Below are 18,506 nucleotides of genomic sequence, written 5' to 3'. Positions count from 1 at the left end.
TCTAGTTTGGTGTTGACAGTCCAACGTCATCTCAAAAACGGAGGGGATGTCCACCCCGTATCAGTACAGCGGTGAGGCGTATCCGTTTATCATATCAAGTCAAAAATTGGGCGACGGAGGATATATTAGACGGGACACTTCCGATTTTGAAGGAGGCTTGTCTTATGTATGTGTAGAGTATGCGAAGAAGATGTGGGGATTCGAAGCACAGTGATAGGTTTAGCAAGCGTAAATAAATGAAAGCTTTAGAAACTCTAGACGAATAGGCTGCTGCTCGCTTGGGACCAACTTTCAAAGGCTTATTCCCACTGGAACGATGAGGTGGAATGAGCCTTCTTTGCATCCCAAATATCAAAGGAAGAATAGGTAATTTGTTAAACAAGTACAAGCAACAGCGAAACGTTGGGTTAGCGATTTTGTATCGGCCAACCGTTCCCCTTCAATATATTACTCAGCAATAGTTGATTAGTTTGGGGGAATGGAAAATTTTCCAAGAAAGAATTGCTTTCGAAAAATAGGTTACATGCCAAGCTATATTTAAAGATAGAGAAATAGTGGCATTGTATCTAAAATTAGGATAATTATCAGGATTGGAGGAAAACATGAATGTTGTAAATCCTCACTTCTTGGATGTTTTTTTAAGACCATTAATAGGTTTGGCTGATGACGACGAGGCGATAGCACATTATAAAGAAGTAGAGCTACAAACAGAGGAACAATATAAAGCAGTAATCAGAGAAACACTTGTTGAGCAGTTTAATAATCTTGAGGAAGTGGAAAAGAGAAAATCAAAACTAGCACTTAGCTACTACTTAACAAAACCAGGAATAGATTTTGAAAGTGTATTTGAATCACTGCTTCCACCATTTGACCTTCCGCCTAATGCACGAGATTTCTTTTTATGGCTTTGGGAAGAATTGTTTATTGGTGAAAGTTATGAGTTAGCTGATGCAGAATCATACAAGGTTGTCGCAGATATGTATGAGCCACTCCGCTCTACAAAAAACTAATCTATACTAAAAATTTTGGATGTTAGGAATAGTTGGCGACCATCTAGTGCCTGGCCCTAAACGAGTAATGAATAGCTCGGATGGGGCTTTTTTTACACTGATTCTATGAAATGAAGTGGCAATATGTTAGGGCTACCTTCGCTTCGGCATTGAGCGACCATGTCAGCTAAGCGAATTGAATACTGTGACTTGCAGCATGCAAAATTTGATAACCGAATGATTTGATCAAAAGGATTTTAGCTGACTCCAAAAGTATCTTACTCATGAAGAAGTACGTACTGTCCGATACGAATAAATAATGAATGATGGCTATTGGACTGTTTGATCACCAAAATTACTCCCCAAAAAGGAGGCCCCACATGGACCTGGACAAACTCAGCAAAGAACTCTCATACGCCCTCAGGCACGCCCCGCACGAATATGAGCTGGAACTGGATGAGAACGGCTGGGTAGACGTGCAGCAGCTATTGGAAGCATTGAGGGAAGCAAAGCGGTGGAGGGAAGTTAAGGAAGAGCATTTGTTTCAAATGATCGAAGCCTCCGCGAAAAAACGTCATGAAATATCGGGAGGAAAAATTCGGGCCTTGTACGGTCACTCCGTACCGCAGAAAATCTCGAAGGAGAAAAAACAACCGCCGGAAGTGCTGTACCACGGGACGGCGACACGGTTTGTAAGTTCCATCATGGAAAGCGGCCTCTTGCCAAAAGGCAGGCAATACGTACATTTGTCAGAGGATACAGAAACTGCGCTGCAAGTCGGGAAAAGAAGAGATGAAAAGCCTGTCTTGCTGAAAATTCACGCGAAAAAGGCATGGGAAGAGGGAACTGCCTTTTATTTTGGCAATGAAAAAGTATGGCTGGCGGACGAGATTAGCGCAAAATATATCACGATTTGCTAGGATGCTCCTGCTGATGCGCGAAAAATCCATCCAGAAGTTCCGACACGAAAAGCTTATTCCCACTCAAGCAACGAAGGGAATAAGCTTTTTGCGTGCTCATAATCAATAGCGAAAAGGGACAAGCGACCATGCCAGCAAGCCCTCAAGCAAGGGAAAAAGAACGGAGCTTCATTACCAGCAAGCAGTCTAAAAGGCAGAGGATAGCTGCCGAGACATGTTCCTGCTGCCAAACCAATGTAATGTGTGGCATTTTTTCTATTCATACGTCTTCTATTAATAGTTCGATTTAGCTTCCGGAACACCAGCCAGCAAGGCCCTTTTCAGCAAACAAGGAGCTATCATGCCAAAAAAATCCGAGGTTGATTAGCAGCACGAACGGGGCGGGATGATGAATGGAACTTCCATTTCGCAAGTGAAAGTAAATAAAAATAGAAGACACAGCAAGGAGAGAAACAAACTCATGCATATCCAGCAACTGCAAGCAGATCAGCCATACCTGTCCCAAATCGTGCGTTTATGGAATGACAACGCCCAAGAAACAGCAGATTGCTCGCTGAGCGAAGAAGAGATGGAGGCAATTGGGCAGCAGCTGGCTGATTACGTACAGTCTCCGTATGGAATGGTACACATCGCTGTTGACGACGAGCAAAAACTGGTTGGCTACGGCCTTGCTTCCCTCAAAAAAGACATGCTCACAGAGGACTATATAGGCCAAGTAGATGAGCTTTACGTCGTCCCAGCCTACCGAAAGCAAAAAGCGGGGCAAGCCATTTTTCATAGCCTGAAAAGTTGGTTGGAAAACCAAAACGTTGTGGCGATCCGGGTGTTTGTCGACGTGGATAACGCATCGGCGCAAGCGTTTTGGGAGCGCACAGGATTCAGCAAGGAATTTTATGTGATGTCGGAAGAGGAGTAAAAATGAAGGAACGAAACTCGCATAGCAGCATCGTAAAAAGGGACTTCCCCAGCAGGATTTGCAAAGACTGGGGAAGTCCTTTTTTTGACAGCAAGCTTTCCACAAAGTGCCTAATGTGAGGTGCTTTCTGTTCCCTCTAGGTCGATCGTTCCAATCCCGCCATTTCCCTATAGTTCGAACTAACGATTCTTGCTGGAAAGCACTCTATCAATTTGGAAAATCAAACCACAATTTAGTAGAATAGCTGTATAGAACATATGTATCCATAATTGGACCGAAAGGAGAACACCGCGTATGCGTCTGGCTGTCACAGTCAAAAGCATTGGCAAGCGCAAAAATGCCCTTAGCCGCATCCCGGTCGAGCTGCTGCCATCTCCCCGGACATTGCGGGAGCTGATTGCCGGATTGGTAGAGTGGAATATTCGGGGGCTGCTCGAAAAACAGCAGCAGGTAGCGCTTGTTCCTTACTTGACCGCCGAAGAAGTACAGGAGCAGGCGGAGATTGGCAAAGTGGGCTTTGGCGCTGTCTACAATGACGGGGTTCCAGATGTGCAGCAAGCTGTCGACACAGCGATTCTCGCTTTTGAAGACGGCTTGTATCGCGTGTTTGTTTGCGAGCGGGAAATCGAGGCATTGGATGAGCCGCTTGCTTTAAAAGAGGACGATGAGATCGTGCTGATCCGGTTCACGATGTTGGCTGGGAGATTATGGTGAGAGGGGAGCACCCAATGAGTCATGAAGAAAAAGAGCAAGCATACGAAGAATTGATCCAGGCTCGAATCCAGGCAATTGCGAAAGAAGATCGGGATTTCGCCCATTTGCTTGTCGAGCTGAGCAAACAGAGATACATCGATGAAGACAACATGAACGAGTGCAGAAGTTTTCTGCTGGAGCGGGCAGCGGGGGAGGAGAGCCGTCTGTTCGAGCCGCTCGTCCAAATCGTGGGACAGTTGCTGGAAAGCGAGCAGGCTGAGGTGTTGCGCCATATTGTAGTGCATGCCTCGGAATATCCGTTCGCCCAAGGCTATGCGCGTCGGCCGTTCCGTACAGCTGAGGCAGCGCCGAAAATGGGACTCATCGTTCAAAAGGCAATCGCGCTGATGGTCATGGACAGGGAGCAGTTCAAAATGTCGGATTATTTGACCACGACAGACTACTCTCCGGCGAGAAACTACCAGATTCGCCATGTTATTGGCGACGTGATCGGCTTCGAGTTGGACCGGGGCAACCAGCAAGTGCGCGAGGCACTCAAAGAGATCATTTACGGGGAAAACCAGACAGCGCTGCTCACTCACGAAATGATCAAAGGGATTGTCATGAGTCACCAGGAAGACATGTACCAAATGCTCGGGGAGCTGTTAAAAGCGGCTCGTCTGCAAGAAGGGCTGCGGCAGAGCATCGTCGAACGGATGGACGAGGGTACACTTGCGGCAAATTTGTACATGCTCAAGCTGATCATCGACGAAGGCTACATACGTTACAGTTCCGTAGTCCGGGCACTGGGCGTCTGGACGGGCATGTCTCTGGAAGCGGCCAATCAACGGGTGGCCGGACAGTTGATCGAGCAGGCGTACCGCGCTTTGACAGAAGCAGATGTGCGCGAGCAGTGGCTGGCGAGCAGCCATGCCAACGAGGTTTACATTGCGCTCTGGGCGACAGCCGTCCATGAGGAAAAAGACTTGTACGAGCAGATTGAGCGGTTGATGCGCGAGGGACAGCGTCACCAGAAGATCGTTGCGCTGTACGTGCTGGCGAACAGCCAAAACCGCGAACTGCGTCTGCGATTGGCTCGCGAGCAGCTTCATGAGACTGATCCCGAGCTGCAATACTGGGTACTGATGAATTACTGCTACCAATACTACCCGCTCTGGCGCAAGCCTGGAACAGAAGCGGACGGCCCGACGATTACGTTTGAGCAGGTAGAGGCGCTGAAGGACAAAAACGAGCGGCAGCGTGATTTTTCACTCTTGCTCGCGATGTTTGACGTAATGGAAAAAGAATACTCGGCTCCGTCCAAAGCTCTCGATTTTGTCCATATCCAGTACACGTCCGATTTGCCTGTGCAGAAAATGTTGTACATAACGGCATACGATATGGACAGCGACTGGATTGCCCAGCTCATCTCGCGCAAAGACAAGATGAGCCCTGACCAGCGCGGCGCCATGCTGTCCCATTTTATGAGCGACAAGGAGCGCCCGGCGCTGCGATCATTTATTTTTGAGAGCCTGACGGACAAAAGCATGAAAAACCGCGAGCACGCGCTGGAACAAGCCAAAGAAATGAGCCTCGCGGACGAGGAACTGCTTCCGATGGAGGAACTGTTGAAGCTCAAGACGGGTTCGCTTCGTCAAAGCACGATTGGGCTGTTGCTCAGCCAGCCGGAAGAGATTTTGAAGTCTTCCCTGACCAGACTGCTTTCGGCCAAAAATGAGTTGCAGCGACTGGGCGGACTGGAAGTTTTGACAGAAGTGAAAAGCGATGCTTCGCGCCAGGAGCAGTTTGAACGTTTGCAACCGTTGGCAGAGCTGATCGCTGAGCCGACGGCAAAAGAAAAAGCCGTTCTGGACAAGCTGGTGCAAACAAGCAGTGCAGGACGAGCGGAGGGCTTCGGGTTGTATGATCCTGAGCAGACAGAGCCGTGGTTGCTGGAAGAAAAGGACACGAGCACGTTTTCTTTTGAAAAAGACGCCTTCACGTTGTCCCTGAATGAAATCAAAGCTTTTCTGCAAGGGCTGGACGAACTCGTGCACAAGCATCGCGATGTGGAGTACGTGTCCGAATACTATTCCGGCTACAAAGACACGCTTTTGATCGGCACGAATTTGCGCGAGCTGTATCCGCATCGTTGGCACCAAACCGGGGAAGAACAAGGCTCGCGTCTGGAGTGCTACCCGCTCGCCGAAGAGTGGCGGGCCTATCTGCTGGAGAGCAAGCTGTCGGCTCATGAGCTGATGCAGCTTCACTACTATACGATACTGGAGCCGTTGGATCGGACGCTGGACGGCTTGTACAGCTATTTTTCCGACGAGATGGAGTACAGCGAATTGCAGAAGCACAAGCTCCTGGAAGGTTGGCGCAAGGAGTTTGTCGAGGAAGCTTATCCGCTTGCGAAAATGCTGGAGATTCAGGAAGCGTTCAAGGCTTTGACTTACAACAATCAGGTCAGGCAGTTGATTCAGGCTTTTTATCATGACAGCGACAAGCAGGAAACGTTCCGTTTGACCGATTCGGCTGTCCACAAGCTGATTGCAAACATGCGTCCATACGAGTCCAAAAACTCCACGGGAGTATTTGAGTTGCTGGCGCAGCCATGGCTGAACATGACCCGGACTCGCGTGTACGACGATGCGTCGTTCAAAGAGTTTTACCATACCGTATTCGCCTATGATCGGATGGTTCGCGACAAAAATGGCATGTCCTCTTACAATCTGGAAGAACGGCTGCGCGCTTTTGAAGCAGGGATGATTGGCGAAGCAGAGCTGTACAAGGCGCTGCTCGGCAGTGGCGACAGCAGCAGCTACCTGTGGACGATGACTTCCGGCAGGATCGATTCGCTGCAGGAGCGGCCGAAGGTGAAAGCTGTCCTCGATACAGTCGTGGATCGGATCGTCAGCATCGAGCTTGGTCGAGGAGACTTGGCTACAGAGGTGAGCTCTTTTGTGACAAGGCTTCAGCGATTCGAGGGCATGGACTACTGGGTGCGGCTTTTGGCCGGGCTTGACCAGGATGCTTTTGTCCGCGGCTACGTCTACAGCTACAATGGCAATTTGACGAAAAAGGAAGCGTTCAGCCATCTCCTGAAAAACTGCCACCCGCGCACAGGCGAAGATGCTGCCCTGCTCGGCAAGCTGCTGAAAGAGCACAAAGGCATTACGGAAAAGCGCCTGCTCGAAGCCGCCATGTATGCGCCGCAGTGGATTGATATCGTAGCCGAGCACTTGGGCTGGGAAGGTTTGCGCAGCGCGGCCTGGTACTTCCACGCCCACATCAATGAAAGCTTTTCGGCGGAAAAGGAGACGGTGGTTGCCCACTACTCCCCGATTACGCCGCAAGAGTTCAACGATGGCGCTTTTGATATCAACTGGTTCCGCGAGGCGTATGACACGCTCGGGGAAAAACGTTTCAAACTGCTGTATGAGTGTGCCAAATACATTTCCGCAGGGGCCAACCACAGACGCTCGCAGCTGTTTGCCGATGCTACTTTGGGCAAGCTGGAGCTTGCAAAAATGCGGGATTCAGCGGCAGACAAGCGCAACAAAGACCATCTGCTCAGCTACAGCCTGATTCCGTTGCGTGATGAGCGCGAGCAAGATTTGCGCCAGCGCTATGATTTCATTCAACAATTTTTGTTGCAAAGCAAAAAGTTCGGTGCGCAAAGACGGGCGAGCGAAGGAGTGGCAGGGCAAATCGCGTTGGACAACTTGGCGCGCAATGCCGGATACAGGGACGTTATTCGTCTGAAATGGGACATGGAGGCACGCAAGCTCGACGAAATGCAGGCGTATTTCGAGCCATATGCACTCGATGAAGAAACGACTGTCCAGCTCGTAGTGGATGAGGAAGGGCAAGCAGAGATCAAATCCATTCGCAAAGGCAAAGAGCTGAAATCGGTTCCTGCCAAGTTCAACAAAGCCGAGCATGTGCTTCTGCTGAAAGAAATGAAGTCCGAGCTGACGGAACAGTATCGCAGGGCGCGCCAGGAGCTGGAGCGTTCCATGGTGTCGGGCAATACCTTTACCGGCAAAGAATTGGCGAAGCTCTACGGCAATCCGGTTATTCGTCCGCTGCTGAGCACATTGGTGTTCAAGTGCGGGGATCATCTCGGCTACTACGAAGGGGAAATCGAGTCGCTCCGCGATCCGTCCGGCAAGCTTGTCGGCCTGACAGACGAAGAGGAACTGCTGATCGCCCATCCGGTGCATCTTTTTGAAAGCGGGCTATGGAGCTTGTTCCAGCGCGATTTGTTCGAGCGCCAGCTTCGCCAGCCGTTCAAGCAAGTATTCCGGGAGCTGTATGTACCGAATGCGGACGAGCTTGCTCATGTGACGCATTCCCGCCGCTATGCGGGCTATCAGGTGCAGCCCAAGAAGACGGTTGCGTTGCTTAAGAGCAGACAGTGGACGGTCAGCTATGAGGAAGGGCTGCAAAAAGTGTTTTACGCGGAAAATCTGATTGCCAGCCTCCAGGCGCTGGCGGACTGGTTCTCGCCAGCGGATACGGAAGCGCCTACGCTGGAACATATTCAATTCCTCGACCGGAAAACGTACAAAAATGTCGGGCTGGATCAAATTCCGCCTGTTCTGTTCTCGGAAGTGATGCGTGACGTCGATCTGGTCGTCAGCGTTGCTCATGTCGGCGGCGTCGATCCAGAGGCCAGTCTGACGACGATCGAGCTTCGCCGTGTCATCGTAGCCGAATCGCTGCGCCTGTTGAAGCTCGGCAACGTGCGGCTGGAAGGCAACTACGCCCGCATAGACGGAAGCCTTGGCGAATTTGCTGTCCACTTGGGCAGCGGCATGGCGTACAAACAGGCGGCAGGAGCGCTGCACGTCGTTCCGGTTCATTCCCAGCACAGAGGACGCCTCTTCCTGCCATTCCTGGACGAAGATCCAAAGACAGCGGAGATTTTGTCCAAAGTCGTCATGCTTGCGGAAGACAGCAAGATCAAAGACCCGCAAATTTTGATGCAGTTGCGTTAGTTAACAATCTTTATAGCAATTCAGCGCATGCAGAGAGCCCCAAGAGCAGCATACTTGGGGCTCTTTTGTTGTAAAAGGATTGAAAGTGCGTGAGCTTATTACAAATTAAGAGAATATTTCTCGAAAAAATTACCTAGTTAGTAAGTCTTAGATAATTAGTGTTGAACGAGGGTTTCGTAAAAGGCCGCTTGTTTTGTATTTAATATATATAAAATAGTAATCTGAAGCTTTTAATACAAGGATATCTAATCGAATGACCACTGCTTGGGTGAAGATAACAGTTATGTATTACTCGATTGTTTAGTTCACAAAAACGTAACAAATGTTACCGTTTTGTGAAGAAATAAACATTTTTCATCCTTTAATGTAAAAATAAGGTATTTTGTTGGTTTCTGATTTATATGCTTATTCATTTAGTGATAGAGAGGAGTGAAAAGGTTACATGCTTGAACACTGGAAGGCAGTGTAGTGCATTTTTTAACTAGGGAAATATCATTTCAAACTTTGTGGGTAGTTATGGAGGTAGAAAATCAGTGAAGAAAATGAAACTGTTATCATTATTACTTCTAGCAACTATATCTTTGTTATCAACAAGTGCTGCAGCCCATGATGATCGTTGCAACGATTCTAGTTGCCACGTGTGGCGAGGTGGATTTAATACTGGGGATAAGGTCAGCGATTTGAAGTATTGGTTGGACTCCTCGGTTTCTAGTAACAACTATACTTCTATTTTAGATTTTGGAGCCTCGTCATGGAATGATATATCAGCAAATGTTTCACTTTCCAAAGTATCAAAAAAAGATGATTCACAGGTCAGGGCATATGTTTCTTATTATTCTCAATTTTGGGATGGACAGTGGGAGCCTTATTATACTGATTCAAAAGGAAAATTAAGTTTTGATAGCAATAACTTCGAAGATTGGAGCGTAGGAAACATTAGACTTAATTTGCAACAAATAGGAACAAGTTCTTCTAGTTTTAAAAAGAAAGTTGCTGTGCATGAATTTGGTCATTCTTTAAGTTTGGCACATAACAATGATGATGTATCAGTCATGAAACCAGGAGACCTTTCTTTTAATGTGCCTCAAAAAGCAGATAAAACCCATTTGAAAAATAGGTGGAAGTAATTTGGAGGGAAATAAACATGTTTGGAAAAATTGTAATGGCTTTAACAGCTTCGCTTGTAGCTGGATATGTCTACCTAGACAATCAGGTAGAAGTAAGAAACTCCCATGCATCCGTTACAGTGTATGAGAGTGTGAAGGATTTGGAAGAAGATGCTGACCTGATTATCATTGGGGAAGCAACTAATAAGACAGAAAACTATATAAGGTATCACGAAGATGGGGAAATTGATGATTATTCGACGAAAAGAATGGTGAAAGTCGAAAAAATATTTAAGAACCAATTGGATGAGAAAATTGCTGTCGGTGATGAGGTCGAAGTTTGGGAACCTAGTATCATCGTGAAAGATGATGTCATTGGAAAACAGCAGCGGACGATTGAAGGCTATCGGCTTATGCAAAATAAAAAGAAATATGTTTTATTTCTAAAGAAAAATACTTACTTTAATAACTTGGCTCCCTTAGGGGTTATTCAAGGTAAGTTTCCTCTCGATGAAGCAAGAAAAAGTTTACACTCTGTATACAAAGACGAATTTCAACATTATAACTTCCCTGAGTTTGACAAGTTGCAGAAAGAAGTTTCAAGTAAGTACAACATTGAATAACACAAGAAAAAGCTGTTGAAGTTGTTCAACAGCTTTTTCCTATTTACTAAAAGTACAACTACAAATTTCACAAAATTTTAATCCCACTAATAATAATCACAATAGAAATAACCCATCGCAAAAACACAGTCGGCACCTTGCAGGAGAGCCTGCTGCCGATGATTACTCCGGGGATGGAGCCAAGCAACAGCTGCATTACAATGAACAGATCAACCGTACCAAAGCTCATGTGGGCTAGACCTGCTGCACTGGTCAGGAAAAAAGCGTGGGCGATATCCGTGCCGACGACTTCTTTTCCGGAAAAGGCGAAAAAATGCATCAGGGCGATGGCGAACAGCGATCCGCTGCCGATGGAGGTCAGGCCGACAAGAAAGCCGAGGAGTGCGCCGACGGCAATCAAGACGAGACGTTTTTGGGCGAGAGGTTTTTGCTGCCACGTATTGAGCTGCGGCTGGCGGCGGTTCAGCAAGCTTTTGAGCAGCATGGCGATCGGTATGAGAATCAAGGCAAAGCCCAGTATCTTTTTAAAAATCTGATCGGCGGAAGTGACGTACAAATGAATCCAGTTCATCACATGGACAGCTGCGATAGCGCTGGGGATGCTGCCCAACGCGAGGTACATCACGATGGAAAAATGGACGGTTTTTTGTCGCCAATGCTGCCATGTGCCAAAGATTTTTGTGATGGCGTTGTACACCAGGTCTGTGCCTACGGCGACGGTCGGCTGGATGCCTAAAAAAATCAGGATAGGGGTCAAAAGGGCAGCTCCGCCAACTCCGGTGAGCCCGACAAGAAAGCCCACCAACAGACCGACAATCGTCAGATGAAAGTCCATCCCGTGCATCCTTTCCTTGTCGCTGCTTACATTCAACCTCTATCTCTAAGATAAGCAAAAGCCCAGTATTGGTGAGCCTAAATTCTCATTTTCAAGGGGAGAGAATTATATTATCATTGGGTATACATTCCACAAAATTCTACTTTTTACGAAAAGGGGAATACATAACGCAATGTTTAATGAACGGAAAGCGTTGCAGATGACATTACAGGCCATGCTGGAGCAAAGGATGGTTTTGCGCCGTCAATACGTAGATCAGGACAAGCAGCTGGGAGCAGACATCAAACAGCTTCTCAACCGGATTCGGGAAATGGACATGGAAGCCGGGATTGAAGCGGTTGAAGCATCTGAAGAAGTAGCGGTGGCTGCAGAGGAACTTCCAGCTGACATGGCAAAACGCATCAAAGTAAGAAAGACGCACATTCGTCATAATTATCAGGAAGTGGCGGACTATATTGAGAACATTTTGCGGGAAAACATGTCGCCCATGTCGCTTGTTGACCTCTGTTCGATCCTGAAAGAAAGACACGATGTTGAATTTGCCAGCCCTTACATCGGTGTACAGAAGTCATTGAAGTACCTGCCGCAAGTAAAGGTGGAAAAAGACGGAAGAAAGCTGATTTTTTCATTGGCCTAATACATTTTTGCGTACACAGCAAAAAGGCGACGTGCTAGCACGATCGCCTTTTTCTGTGAAAAACGTCTCAACGTTTTTCATGGAGTGAGAGTATTTGTATCGTTTACTGGAGGAATGCTTTGAGCATCCAGATATGTTTTTCCAGGCCGCTGCGGATGGACAACAGCATGTCTTCTGTTGCTTCGTCGCCTGCTTGCTCGGCAGCTTCCATCGCCAGTTTCAGTTCGTCTGTGAGAACCGAGAAGTCACGGGTGATGATTTCCACCATTTGCTCGGCGGTTTCATTGCCTTCCGCTTCCGCGATGCTCGCTGTGTTCAAACATGCAGCAAGGGTGCCTACAGGTTTGCCGCCAATCGAGAGAACGCGCTCTGCCAAAGCATCAATATGTCCGGCAGCTTCGGTGTACAGCTCTTCAAATTTCGCATGCAAGGTGAAGAAGTGAGGCCCTTTTACATTCCAGTGGAAGTTGTGCAGTTTTGTATACAGGACAGTCCAGTTCGCAACTTGTTTATTCAAAACGTTGAACAGTGTGTTTTCCATAGTGATGATCTCTCCTCTTTTTTAAATTAATTCCTTGTTTATAATTATTATAAACTAATACTCGTTATTGTCAAGCTTTTCATCCTGAAATCTTCGAGAAAGCAGGGAAAAAATCATGCAGCCAAGCATACACGCCGTCATTTTGGCGGGGGGAAAAAGCAGCAGGATGGGCGTGCCCAAAGAACAACTGCCATGGCGAGAGGGAACATTTCTGACCGAGCTGGTCAAAGAAGTAGCAGCGGCAGGCATGCCTTGCCTGATTGTTTCCAATGAACCGGAGCGTATCCCGGCAGAGGTGGCGGGACGTCCTGGCGTGCGGGTCACCCCTGATCTGGTGCCGTCCGCAGGGCCAGTGAGCGGGTTGGTGACGGCGCTGCGGCTGTGTACGGAAGAGGTACTGCTTGTACTGTCCTGCGACCTGCCGTTTATGGATCGTGAGCAGATTGCGCGACTGGTTGCTTGCGCAGACGATCAGGAAGCGGGCTGGGAAGCCGTCATTCCGTATGCGCAAGACAGGCTGCATCCGCTCTGCGCCTTGTATCGAAAAAGCACGCAGCCTGTCTGGGAACAAGCGCTTGAGCAAGGAGAGTTGCGGCTGATGAAGACGATCCAGAAGCTGGCGGTTTTACAGGTGCCGGATGGTTGGCTCGATCCGTGGGCGCTGTTCAATGCGAACACGCCGGAAGAGTACGACATCGCCTGCCGCGAAGAAAAGCGCAGAACAACAGGACAGCAGTAGGCGCAGCTTTGCTTTGTGCGGGGGCGGACGAAAATGTTCAGGGTAAAATAATCCGCTGCGGCTGCGTGTACACATTCATTTTGTTGTGACGAATGAAGCCGACAGCGGTTATTTGCAGCTCATCTGCCAGTTGCAGCGCCAGATCGGTCGGAGCTGATTTGGACAAGATGATGCCGGCTCCGATCTTGGCTGCTTTCAACAGAACTTCAGACGAGAGACGGCCGCTGAACACGAGAATTTTGTCGGTCGTAGAGATGTTTTCCCGCAAGCATTTTCCATATATTTTGTCCAAGGCGTTGTGGCGGCCGATATCTGAATACTGTAGCAAGATTTGTTCAGGCGAGCAGAGGGCCGCATTGTGCACGCCTCCCGTTTGCCGATGGATGTCAGAGGAGGCTTGCAAGTCCTCCATGAGCCTGATGCACTGATCTGGAGTGACGGAAGTGGTGCCGCTGGCAGGCTTTGCCGTGCGGGCATCGCTGAAAAAGTAAAAAGATTGCCGGCTTTTTCCGCAGCAGGAAGTAATTCTGCGCTTCGAGTAAAAGCTCTGCGACAAAATCGTCGCTTTGTGCAAGTCTACGTAAGCTATGCCTTTTGCTTCATCAATTGTGATTTGTTTGATCTCTGCAAAGCTTTGGATCGCGCCTTCCGCAGCCAGAAAACCGACGACCATCTCTTCCAGATCGGCAGGCGTACAGACGATGGTAGCAAACTCTTCCTCGTTCAAAAAGATCGTGAGCGGGTATTCCGTGACGATTTCGTCGTCTTCCCAGACGTGGTGGTCAGCCGTAATTTTTAGGACGCTTCGGCTCGTTGTTTTGCTAAGCTCCGACATGATAACCTCCTGTGTGCATATAGTCTTAATGGATAGAAAAGCGATAAATAGATTTATAGAGAGGAAAATATTGTCTAGTGAGCGCTTACATGGTAGTATACTATGTAGAACTTTAAGTGTCATAATATTTCGTTCTTTCAGTAATCAGAACGATCCACAAAGCGAGATGGCACGGAACAGCGAACCTGTCACCGAACCTTTCGCAGCGATTTGCCAACCGAATACGAGGGCACGTGCTTGTTGATGCTGATGTAGCGTTCCTGCTGATGATTAACTGCTGTGTTTCATTGAACCGTTTGTTTCTGCATGCTTTGCATGTTGGGAACACAAGGGCTTCGATGAAATCAGCAGTTTTTCTTTTTGCTTTTCCAAAACCATTCTAAAGGAGATGAGTTCGATGGAGCAACAAGTGAAAAACCGCTGGCTGATTGCGCTGGCTGCGGTGGGAATCCATATCTCGATTGGATCGGTGTATGCATGGAGCGTATTTACCAAGCCGCTTACCCAGCAATTTGGCTGGGAACTGCCGGATGTGCAGTTTACTTTTAGCATCGCCATCCTGTTTCTCGGGCTGTCGGCTGCTTTTCTCGGCCATTACGTCGAAAAGCACGGACCGAGAAAAGCGGGAACGCTGGCCTCGATCTTTTTCGGAGTGGGCATCGTCGGCTCCGGGCTTGCGACCCAGTTAGCCAGTTTGCCGCTGCTGTACATATGCTACGGAGTGTTAGGCGGTATCGGGCTTGGAGTCGGTTATATCACTCCGGTGTCTACTTTGGTCAAATGGTTCCCGGATCGTCGCGGACTGGCGACGGGGTTGGCGATCATGGGCTTCGGTTTTGCTTCGATGATCGCAAGCCCGATCATGAATGCGCTGATTGAAAGTGCAGGAATTGCGAACACTTTTTACGTTTTGGGCATTGTTTATTTCATCGTCATGTTTGCTTCTGCACAATATTTGTCTCCGCCGCCGAAAGACTGGGTTCCCGCAGGCTTTTCCACAAATGGCGAAGCGGGCGACAAGCCGATCAAAAAAGATTTGTGCCAGCTGACGGCCAACGAAGCGATCAAGACGCGGCGTTTTTACTGGCTCTGGCTGATGCTTTTTATCAATGTGACTTGTGGAATCGCTGTCATTTCGGTCGCTTCCCCGATGGCGCAGGAAATGGTCGGCATGTCTGTGCAGACCGCTGCCCTGATGGTGGGGCTGAACGGCTTGTTCAACGGGGGAGGACGGATTGGCTGGGCTTCGCTGTCTGATTACATCGGCCGTGCCAACACGTATACAGCTTTCTTCGCGATCCAGATGGTGCTGTTTTTCCTTTTGCCGAACATGAGCAATCCGTTGCTGTTCATGGTTGCGATGTTCATCATCATGACGTGCTACGGCGGCGGGTTTGCATCGATTCCGGCCTACATTGGCGACTTGTTCGGCACAAGGCAGCTGGGCGCGATTCACGGCTATATTTTGACGGCTTGGGCGGCAGCCGGGCTGGCAGGCCCGATCTTTGCCGCATGGGTTCGGGAGACGACGAAAAGCTACACCGGGACGATGAGCGTTTTTGCGGCGATGTTCATTGTCGCCCTGTTCATTTCCCTCTTAATCCGAGTGGATATTAAAAAATTGAAGGAACAAGCCAAACAAAGAGAAAAGTCTGTTGAATTGGCTAGTTGATCAATGGTAAAGTCATAGTAGAGAATGATTGGAATAAAGGTGAGTAGCGTCGATGAATAAGTTCGAAGCAGAGTTCAGTAATCTGGTCAGAGCTTTCCGCAAGCGACATATGGGAAAGGGACCGAGCAAGATCAGCACCACGTTTTGCAAAAACTGGGCGATCTGCGAGATGGAAGGCAATCTTTCGCCAGTGGAAAAGTTCATTGCCACTTCGAAGGATGGAAAGCAGACATTACGAGCTGCCAGAACCGAAATGGTCAAGGAAATGTATCGAAAACATCAGCCAGTTGATATGGAAGCGTTTCTAGGAGCCAAGCTCGTCGACCTGTTCGTTGACATCGACATTGAACGTGACTTTGGGATGTCCATCTTTGTATTTGATCAGGACATCGAGAAAAAATGGAAAAACGAACCGTAAGTCTAAACGAAGCAGCGTTCCTGTTCACCGGTTAGACAACGCGGACTTCGCCAGCAAACACGACGTTGAGACTAGGTAGCGAACCTGCCGTAGACAACCACCGTGAACACGCTCTTATCCTTCGGGACAGGGACGGTTTCATGGTGGTTTTTTAGTCTCGCGGGTGATAGACAAGAGGGGAGCGGAAAAGCTATGGGCAAGACGAAGCATAATGGACCGGTCAAATTGGATACTTCTTTGAAGCCTTCCCTGTGGGCTTCCATGATGCCCATGGGCCTTGGCAAAATCAAGCCGCATCACATTCTCGACACGATGAAGGTCGTGTACGACAACCGGGACAATCTCGGCTACGCGTACCGGATTTTGACCCAGGGCGTGTGTGACGGCTGCGCGCTCGGCGTATCTGGCTTGTACGATCAGACATTGACAGGCCCGCATTTGTGCACGACTCGCCTGAACGTTCTGCGGCTTAATACAATGCCTGCGATGGAGCCAAAATGGCTGGAAAATGTAAGCGCTCTAAGAGAGCTGTCCAGCGTCGAGCTGCGCAAGCTGGGCAGAATCCCGTATCCGCTGTCGCGCAAGCCGGGGGAGAACAAATTCACGCGAATCAGCTGGAACGATGCCCTGGACAGAATCGCCAAAAAGATCAAGGGAATCAGCCCGAAGCAGCTGGCCTTTTTCCTGACCGCACGCGGAATTACGAACGAGGTGTACTACACAGCGGCGAAAATGGCCCGTTTTCTCGGAACGAACAACATCGACAACGCCTCGCGGATTTGCCATTCGCCGAGCAAGACAGCATTGAAGCGCTCTATGGGGATCGGGGCGTCCAGCTGCAACTATCAGGATTGGATCGGCACGGATGTGCTCGTCTTTTTCGGTTCAGTCCCGGCCAACAACCAGCCTGTTTCGACCAAGTATATGTACGCAGCGAAAAAGGCGGGAACGAAAATCATCCTGATCAACCCGTACAAGGAACCGGCCATGGAACAATACTGGATTCCTTCCGTGCCGGAGAGCGCCGTGTTTGGCACGAAGCTCGCGGACGACTTTTATCAGGTCAACATCGGCGGCGATATCGCCTTCATGAATGGCGTCATGAAGCACTGGTTTGAGATGGAGCAAGCCAATCCAGGATCGGCTATCAATCACGAGTTTGTCCGCGAGCATGCAAACGGCATCGAGGAGCTGCGCGCGCATCTGCAAAATCAATCGTGGGAAGCATTGGAGAAATCATCGGGTGTCAGCAAAGAGCGCTTGAAAGAATTTGCGCTGTTGCTCGCCAACTCCAAATCCGGCGTGTTTGTGTGGAGCATGGGATTGACACAGCATCGCTTCGGGACGGACAATATTTCTTCCGTAGCCAATCTGGCGATCTTGCGCGGCTTTTTCGGACGCAAGCATTGCGGCGTCATGCCGATTCGCGGTCACTCTGGCGTGCAAGGCTCCGGGGAGATGGGAGCGGACCCGTTCAGCTTGCCGGGCGGAGATTTCGATGAAAAAAGCTGGACGCGAATCGAGAAGCTGTGGAATTTTCCAATTCCGAAATGGCAAGGCGATATCGTCGGCGTCTCGCTGGAAAACGCCTTGCTGCCGGATGGACACGAGCGCAAGACCAGACTGTTTTACACGAGCGGGGGCAATTTTCTGGAGACGATGCCCGACCCTGATTTCATGCGGACGTGTCTGGAAAGTGTGGAGTTGCGCGTCCATCAGGACATTATTTTCAACACGTCTACGCTTGTGGATGCCAAGGAAGAGGTCATTGTGCTTCCGGCGATGACGCGTTATGAGCAGCCGGGCGGCGGCACCTCGACCAGCACGGAGCGGATGGTGTACTTCAGCGCGGAGATCGAAGGGCCGCGAATCGAGGAAGCCCGGCCTGAGTGGGAGATTTACGTGGATTTGGCAGCTCGCGTCCATCCGAACAAAAAGCACCTCATGCACTTCGCGAGCGCCGCGGAAATTCGCGCGGAGATCGCCAAGGCGAATCCGAACTACGAAGGCATCCAGCACTTGAAAAACCGCGGGGATGTGTTTCAGTGGGGGGGAGCCTGGCTGTGTGAGGACGGTGTGTGTCCGACACCGGATGGCAAAGCGAATCTGCTGCCGATCGACATTCCTGAACTGCACAAGCCGGACGGGCACTTCTACGTGACGACTCGCCGGGGCAAACAGTTCAACTCGATGATCTACAGCAACAAGGACCCGTTCAACAACGCGGACCGCTACGATATTTTGATCAATCCGCAAGACGCTCGGGAGCTGCGCATTGCGGAAGGCGAGAGCATTGTTGTGTATAATAGCTATGGAACCTTCCAGGGACGTGCCAAGTTTGAAGAGACGAAAAGAGGAAACATTCAGGTGTACTGGCCGGAAGGAAACGTGCTGATTCCAAAAGGGGTATACGAAGCCTATGCGGGCATCCCGGAATACAATACAGCGGTCAAGATCGAAAAAGCGGATACTTTTACCGCAAACAAAGATTTAAAATACAAGGAAAGACCAGTAGAGGATTTGGATGTAAACGTCGGCTGATTATAAGCCGCGTGCTGGGCGGTCATGACTAGGAG

General features: G+C 49.2%; 15 protein-coding genes. 12 read left to right on the top strand and 3 right to left on the bottom strand.

What is annotated here, in order from left to right:
• Positions 1-602: 602 nt before the first annotated feature.
• The 7 genes from DEP07_RS06790 (at position 603) to DEP07_RS06760 (ending at position 10,253) form a co-directional block, all read left to right on the top strand.
• Positions 603-1,010, top strand: coding sequence for a hypothetical protein (locus tag DEP07_RS06790; protein ID WP_173600014.1), 408 nt, complete (start codon positions 603-605; stop codon positions 1,008-1,010).
• A gap of 359 nt (positions 1,011-1,369) precedes the next feature.
• Positions 1,370-1,909 (top strand): RNA 2'-phosphotransferase, encoded by a 540-nt coding sequence (locus tag DEP07_RS06785; RefSeq protein WP_122962727.1) that lies wholly within the window; start codon positions 1,370-1,372, stop codon positions 1,907-1,909.
• A gap of 460 nt (positions 1,910-2,369) precedes the next feature.
• On the top strand, positions 2,370-2,825 hold the full coding sequence (locus tag DEP07_RS06780; protein WP_280648075.1) for a GNAT family N-acetyltransferase: 456 nt from the start codon (positions 2,370-2,372) through the stop codon (positions 2,823-2,825).
• A 294-nt stretch (positions 2,826-3,119) separates the two neighbouring features.
• Positions 3,120-3,539 carry a hypothetical protein gene (locus DEP07_RS06775; protein WP_122962729.1) on the top strand — a complete coding sequence of 140 codons (420 nt, stop codon included), beginning with the start codon at positions 3,120-3,122 and terminating at the stop codon, positions 3,537-3,539.
• Between the two features lie 14 nt (positions 3,540-3,553).
• On the top strand, positions 3,554-8,524 hold the full coding sequence (locus tag DEP07_RS06770; protein ID WP_287102294.1) for a DUF4132 domain-containing protein: 4,971 nt from the start codon (positions 3,554-3,556) through the stop codon (positions 8,522-8,524).
• 542 nt (positions 8,525-9,066) lie between these two features.
• Positions 9,067-9,651, top strand: a complete 585-nt coding sequence (locus DEP07_RS06765; protein WP_229049937.1) for a matrixin family metalloprotease — start codon at positions 9,067-9,069, stop codon at positions 9,649-9,651.
• 17 nt (positions 9,652-9,668) lie between these two features.
• Complete coding sequence (locus DEP07_RS06760) at positions 9,669-10,253, top strand: hypothetical protein (protein WP_122962732.1); 585 nt, start codon at positions 9,669-9,671, stop codon at positions 10,251-10,253.
• A 67-nt stretch (positions 10,254-10,320) separates the two neighbouring features.
• Here DEP07_RS06760 and DEP07_RS06755 read toward each other — a convergent pair whose 3' ends face one another.
• The gene (locus DEP07_RS06755) at positions 10,321-11,088 is read right to left on the bottom strand and encodes a sulfite exporter TauE/SafE family protein (RefSeq protein WP_287102293.1); all 768 of its coding nucleotides are present in this window, start codon (positions 11,086-11,088) and stop codon (positions 10,321-10,323) included.
• A gap of 172 nt (positions 11,089-11,260) precedes the next feature.
• Between DEP07_RS06755 and DEP07_RS06750 the strand changes: the two genes are divergently transcribed.
• Positions 11,261-11,725: a hypothetical protein gene (locus tag DEP07_RS06750; protein ID WP_063228442.1), complete on the top strand. Its 465-nt coding sequence runs from the start codon at positions 11,261-11,263 to the stop codon at positions 11,723-11,725.
• A 103-nt stretch (positions 11,726-11,828) separates the two neighbouring features.
• On the opposite strand, the gene DEP07_RS06745 is transcribed toward DEP07_RS06750, so the two are convergent.
• Positions 11,829-12,266: a Dps family protein gene (locus tag DEP07_RS06745; RefSeq protein WP_122962735.1), complete on the bottom strand. Its 438-nt coding sequence runs from the start codon at positions 12,264-12,266 to the stop codon at positions 11,829-11,831.
• A gap of 115 nt (positions 12,267-12,381) precedes the next feature.
• Between DEP07_RS06745 and mobA the strand changes: the two genes are divergently transcribed.
• Positions 12,382-13,005: a molybdenum cofactor guanylyltransferase gene (gene mobA, locus DEP07_RS06740; RefSeq protein ID WP_217364953.1), complete on the top strand. Its 624-nt coding sequence runs from the start codon at positions 12,382-12,384 to the stop codon at positions 13,003-13,005.
• 37 nt (positions 13,006-13,042) lie between these two features.
• Here the strand turns inward: mobA and fdhD are convergent, their stop codons facing one another.
• A complete protein-coding gene (gene fdhD, locus DEP07_RS06735) occupies positions 13,043-13,840 on the bottom strand; it encodes a formate dehydrogenase accessory sulfurtransferase FdhD (protein WP_173596010.1) in 798 nt (265 codons plus the stop codon).
• 397 nt (positions 13,841-14,237) lie between these two features.
• Between fdhD and DEP07_RS06730 the strand changes: the two genes are divergently transcribed.
• From DEP07_RS06730 to DEP07_RS06720, 3 genes are all read left to right on the top strand, one after another.
• The gene (locus tag DEP07_RS06730) at positions 14,238-15,512 is read left to right on the top strand and encodes an L-lactate MFS transporter (RefSeq protein WP_173596011.1); all 1,275 of its coding nucleotides are present in this window, start codon (positions 14,238-14,240) and stop codon (positions 15,510-15,512) included.
• Positions 15,513-15,564: 52 nt separating this feature from the next.
• The gene (locus DEP07_RS06725) at positions 15,565-15,930 is read left to right on the top strand and encodes a DUF2294 domain-containing protein (RefSeq protein ID WP_122962739.1); all 366 of its coding nucleotides are present in this window, start codon (positions 15,565-15,567) and stop codon (positions 15,928-15,930) included.
• A 192-nt stretch (positions 15,931-16,122) separates the two neighbouring features.
• The gene (locus DEP07_RS06720; RefSeq protein WP_122962740.1) at positions 16,123-18,471 is read left to right on the top strand and encodes an FdhF/YdeP family oxidoreductase; all 2,349 of its coding nucleotides are present in this window, start codon (positions 16,123-16,125) and stop codon (positions 18,469-18,471) included.
• The last annotated feature ends 35 nt before the right edge of the window (positions 18,472-18,506 follow it).

The organism is Brevibacillus sp., assembly GCF_003521185.1.
Lineage (GTDB): Bacteria > Bacillota > Bacilli > Brevibacillales > Brevibacillaceae > Brevibacillus > Brevibacillus parabrevis.
Note: the sequence above shows the minus strand (reverse complement) of the source record. Positions and strands in the feature narration are given on the sequence as shown.

Bases quoted from the DNA above. Each gene is read 5' to 3' on its own strand.
- DEP07_RS06790 (WP_173600014.1), top strand. From the start codon at position 603: ATGAATGTTGTAAATCCTCACTTCTTGGATGTTTTTTTAAGACCATTA.
- DEP07_RS06785 (WP_122962727.1), top strand. From the start codon at position 1,370: ATGGACCTGGACAAACTCAGCAAAGAACTCTCATACGCCCTCAGGCAC.
- DEP07_RS06780 (WP_280648075.1), top strand. From the start codon at position 2,370: ATGCATATCCAGCAACTGCAAGCAGATCAGCCATACCTGTCCCAAATC.
- DEP07_RS06775 (WP_122962729.1), top strand. From the start codon at position 3,120: ATGCGTCTGGCTGTCACAGTCAAAAGCATTGGCAAGCGCAAAAATGCC.
- DEP07_RS06770 (WP_287102294.1), top strand. From the start codon at position 3,554: ATGAGTCATGAAGAAAAAGAGCAAGCATACGAAGAATTGATCCAGGCT.
- DEP07_RS06765 (WP_229049937.1), top strand. From the start codon at position 9,067: ATGAAACTGTTATCATTATTACTTCTAGCAACTATATCTTTGTTATCA.
- DEP07_RS06760 (WP_122962732.1), top strand. From the start codon at position 9,669: ATGTTTGGAAAAATTGTAATGGCTTTAACAGCTTCGCTTGTAGCTGGA.
- DEP07_RS06755 (WP_287102293.1), bottom strand. From the start codon at position 11,088: ATGGACTTTCATCTGACGATTGTCGGTCTGTTGGTGGGCTTTCTTGTC.
- DEP07_RS06750 (WP_063228442.1), top strand. From the start codon at position 11,261: ATGTTTAATGAACGGAAAGCGTTGCAGATGACATTACAGGCCATGCTG.
- DEP07_RS06745 (WP_122962735.1), bottom strand. From the start codon at position 12,266: ATGGAAAACACACTGTTCAACGTTTTGAATAAACAAGTTGCGAACTGG.
- mobA (WP_217364953.1), top strand. From the start codon at position 12,382: ATGCAGCCAAGCATACACGCCGTCATTTTGGCGGGGGGAAAAAGCAGC.
- fdhD (WP_173596010.1), bottom strand. From the start codon at position 13,840: ATGTCGGAGCTTAGCAAAACAACGAGCCGAAGCGTCCTAAAAATTACG.
- DEP07_RS06730 (WP_173596011.1), top strand. From the start codon at position 14,238: ATGGAGCAACAAGTGAAAAACCGCTGGCTGATTGCGCTGGCTGCGGTG.
- DEP07_RS06725 (WP_122962739.1), top strand. From the start codon at position 15,565: ATGAATAAGTTCGAAGCAGAGTTCAGTAATCTGGTCAGAGCTTTCCGC.
- DEP07_RS06720 (WP_122962740.1), top strand. From the start codon at position 16,123: ATGGGCAAGACGAAGCATAATGGACCGGTCAAATTGGATACTTCTTTG.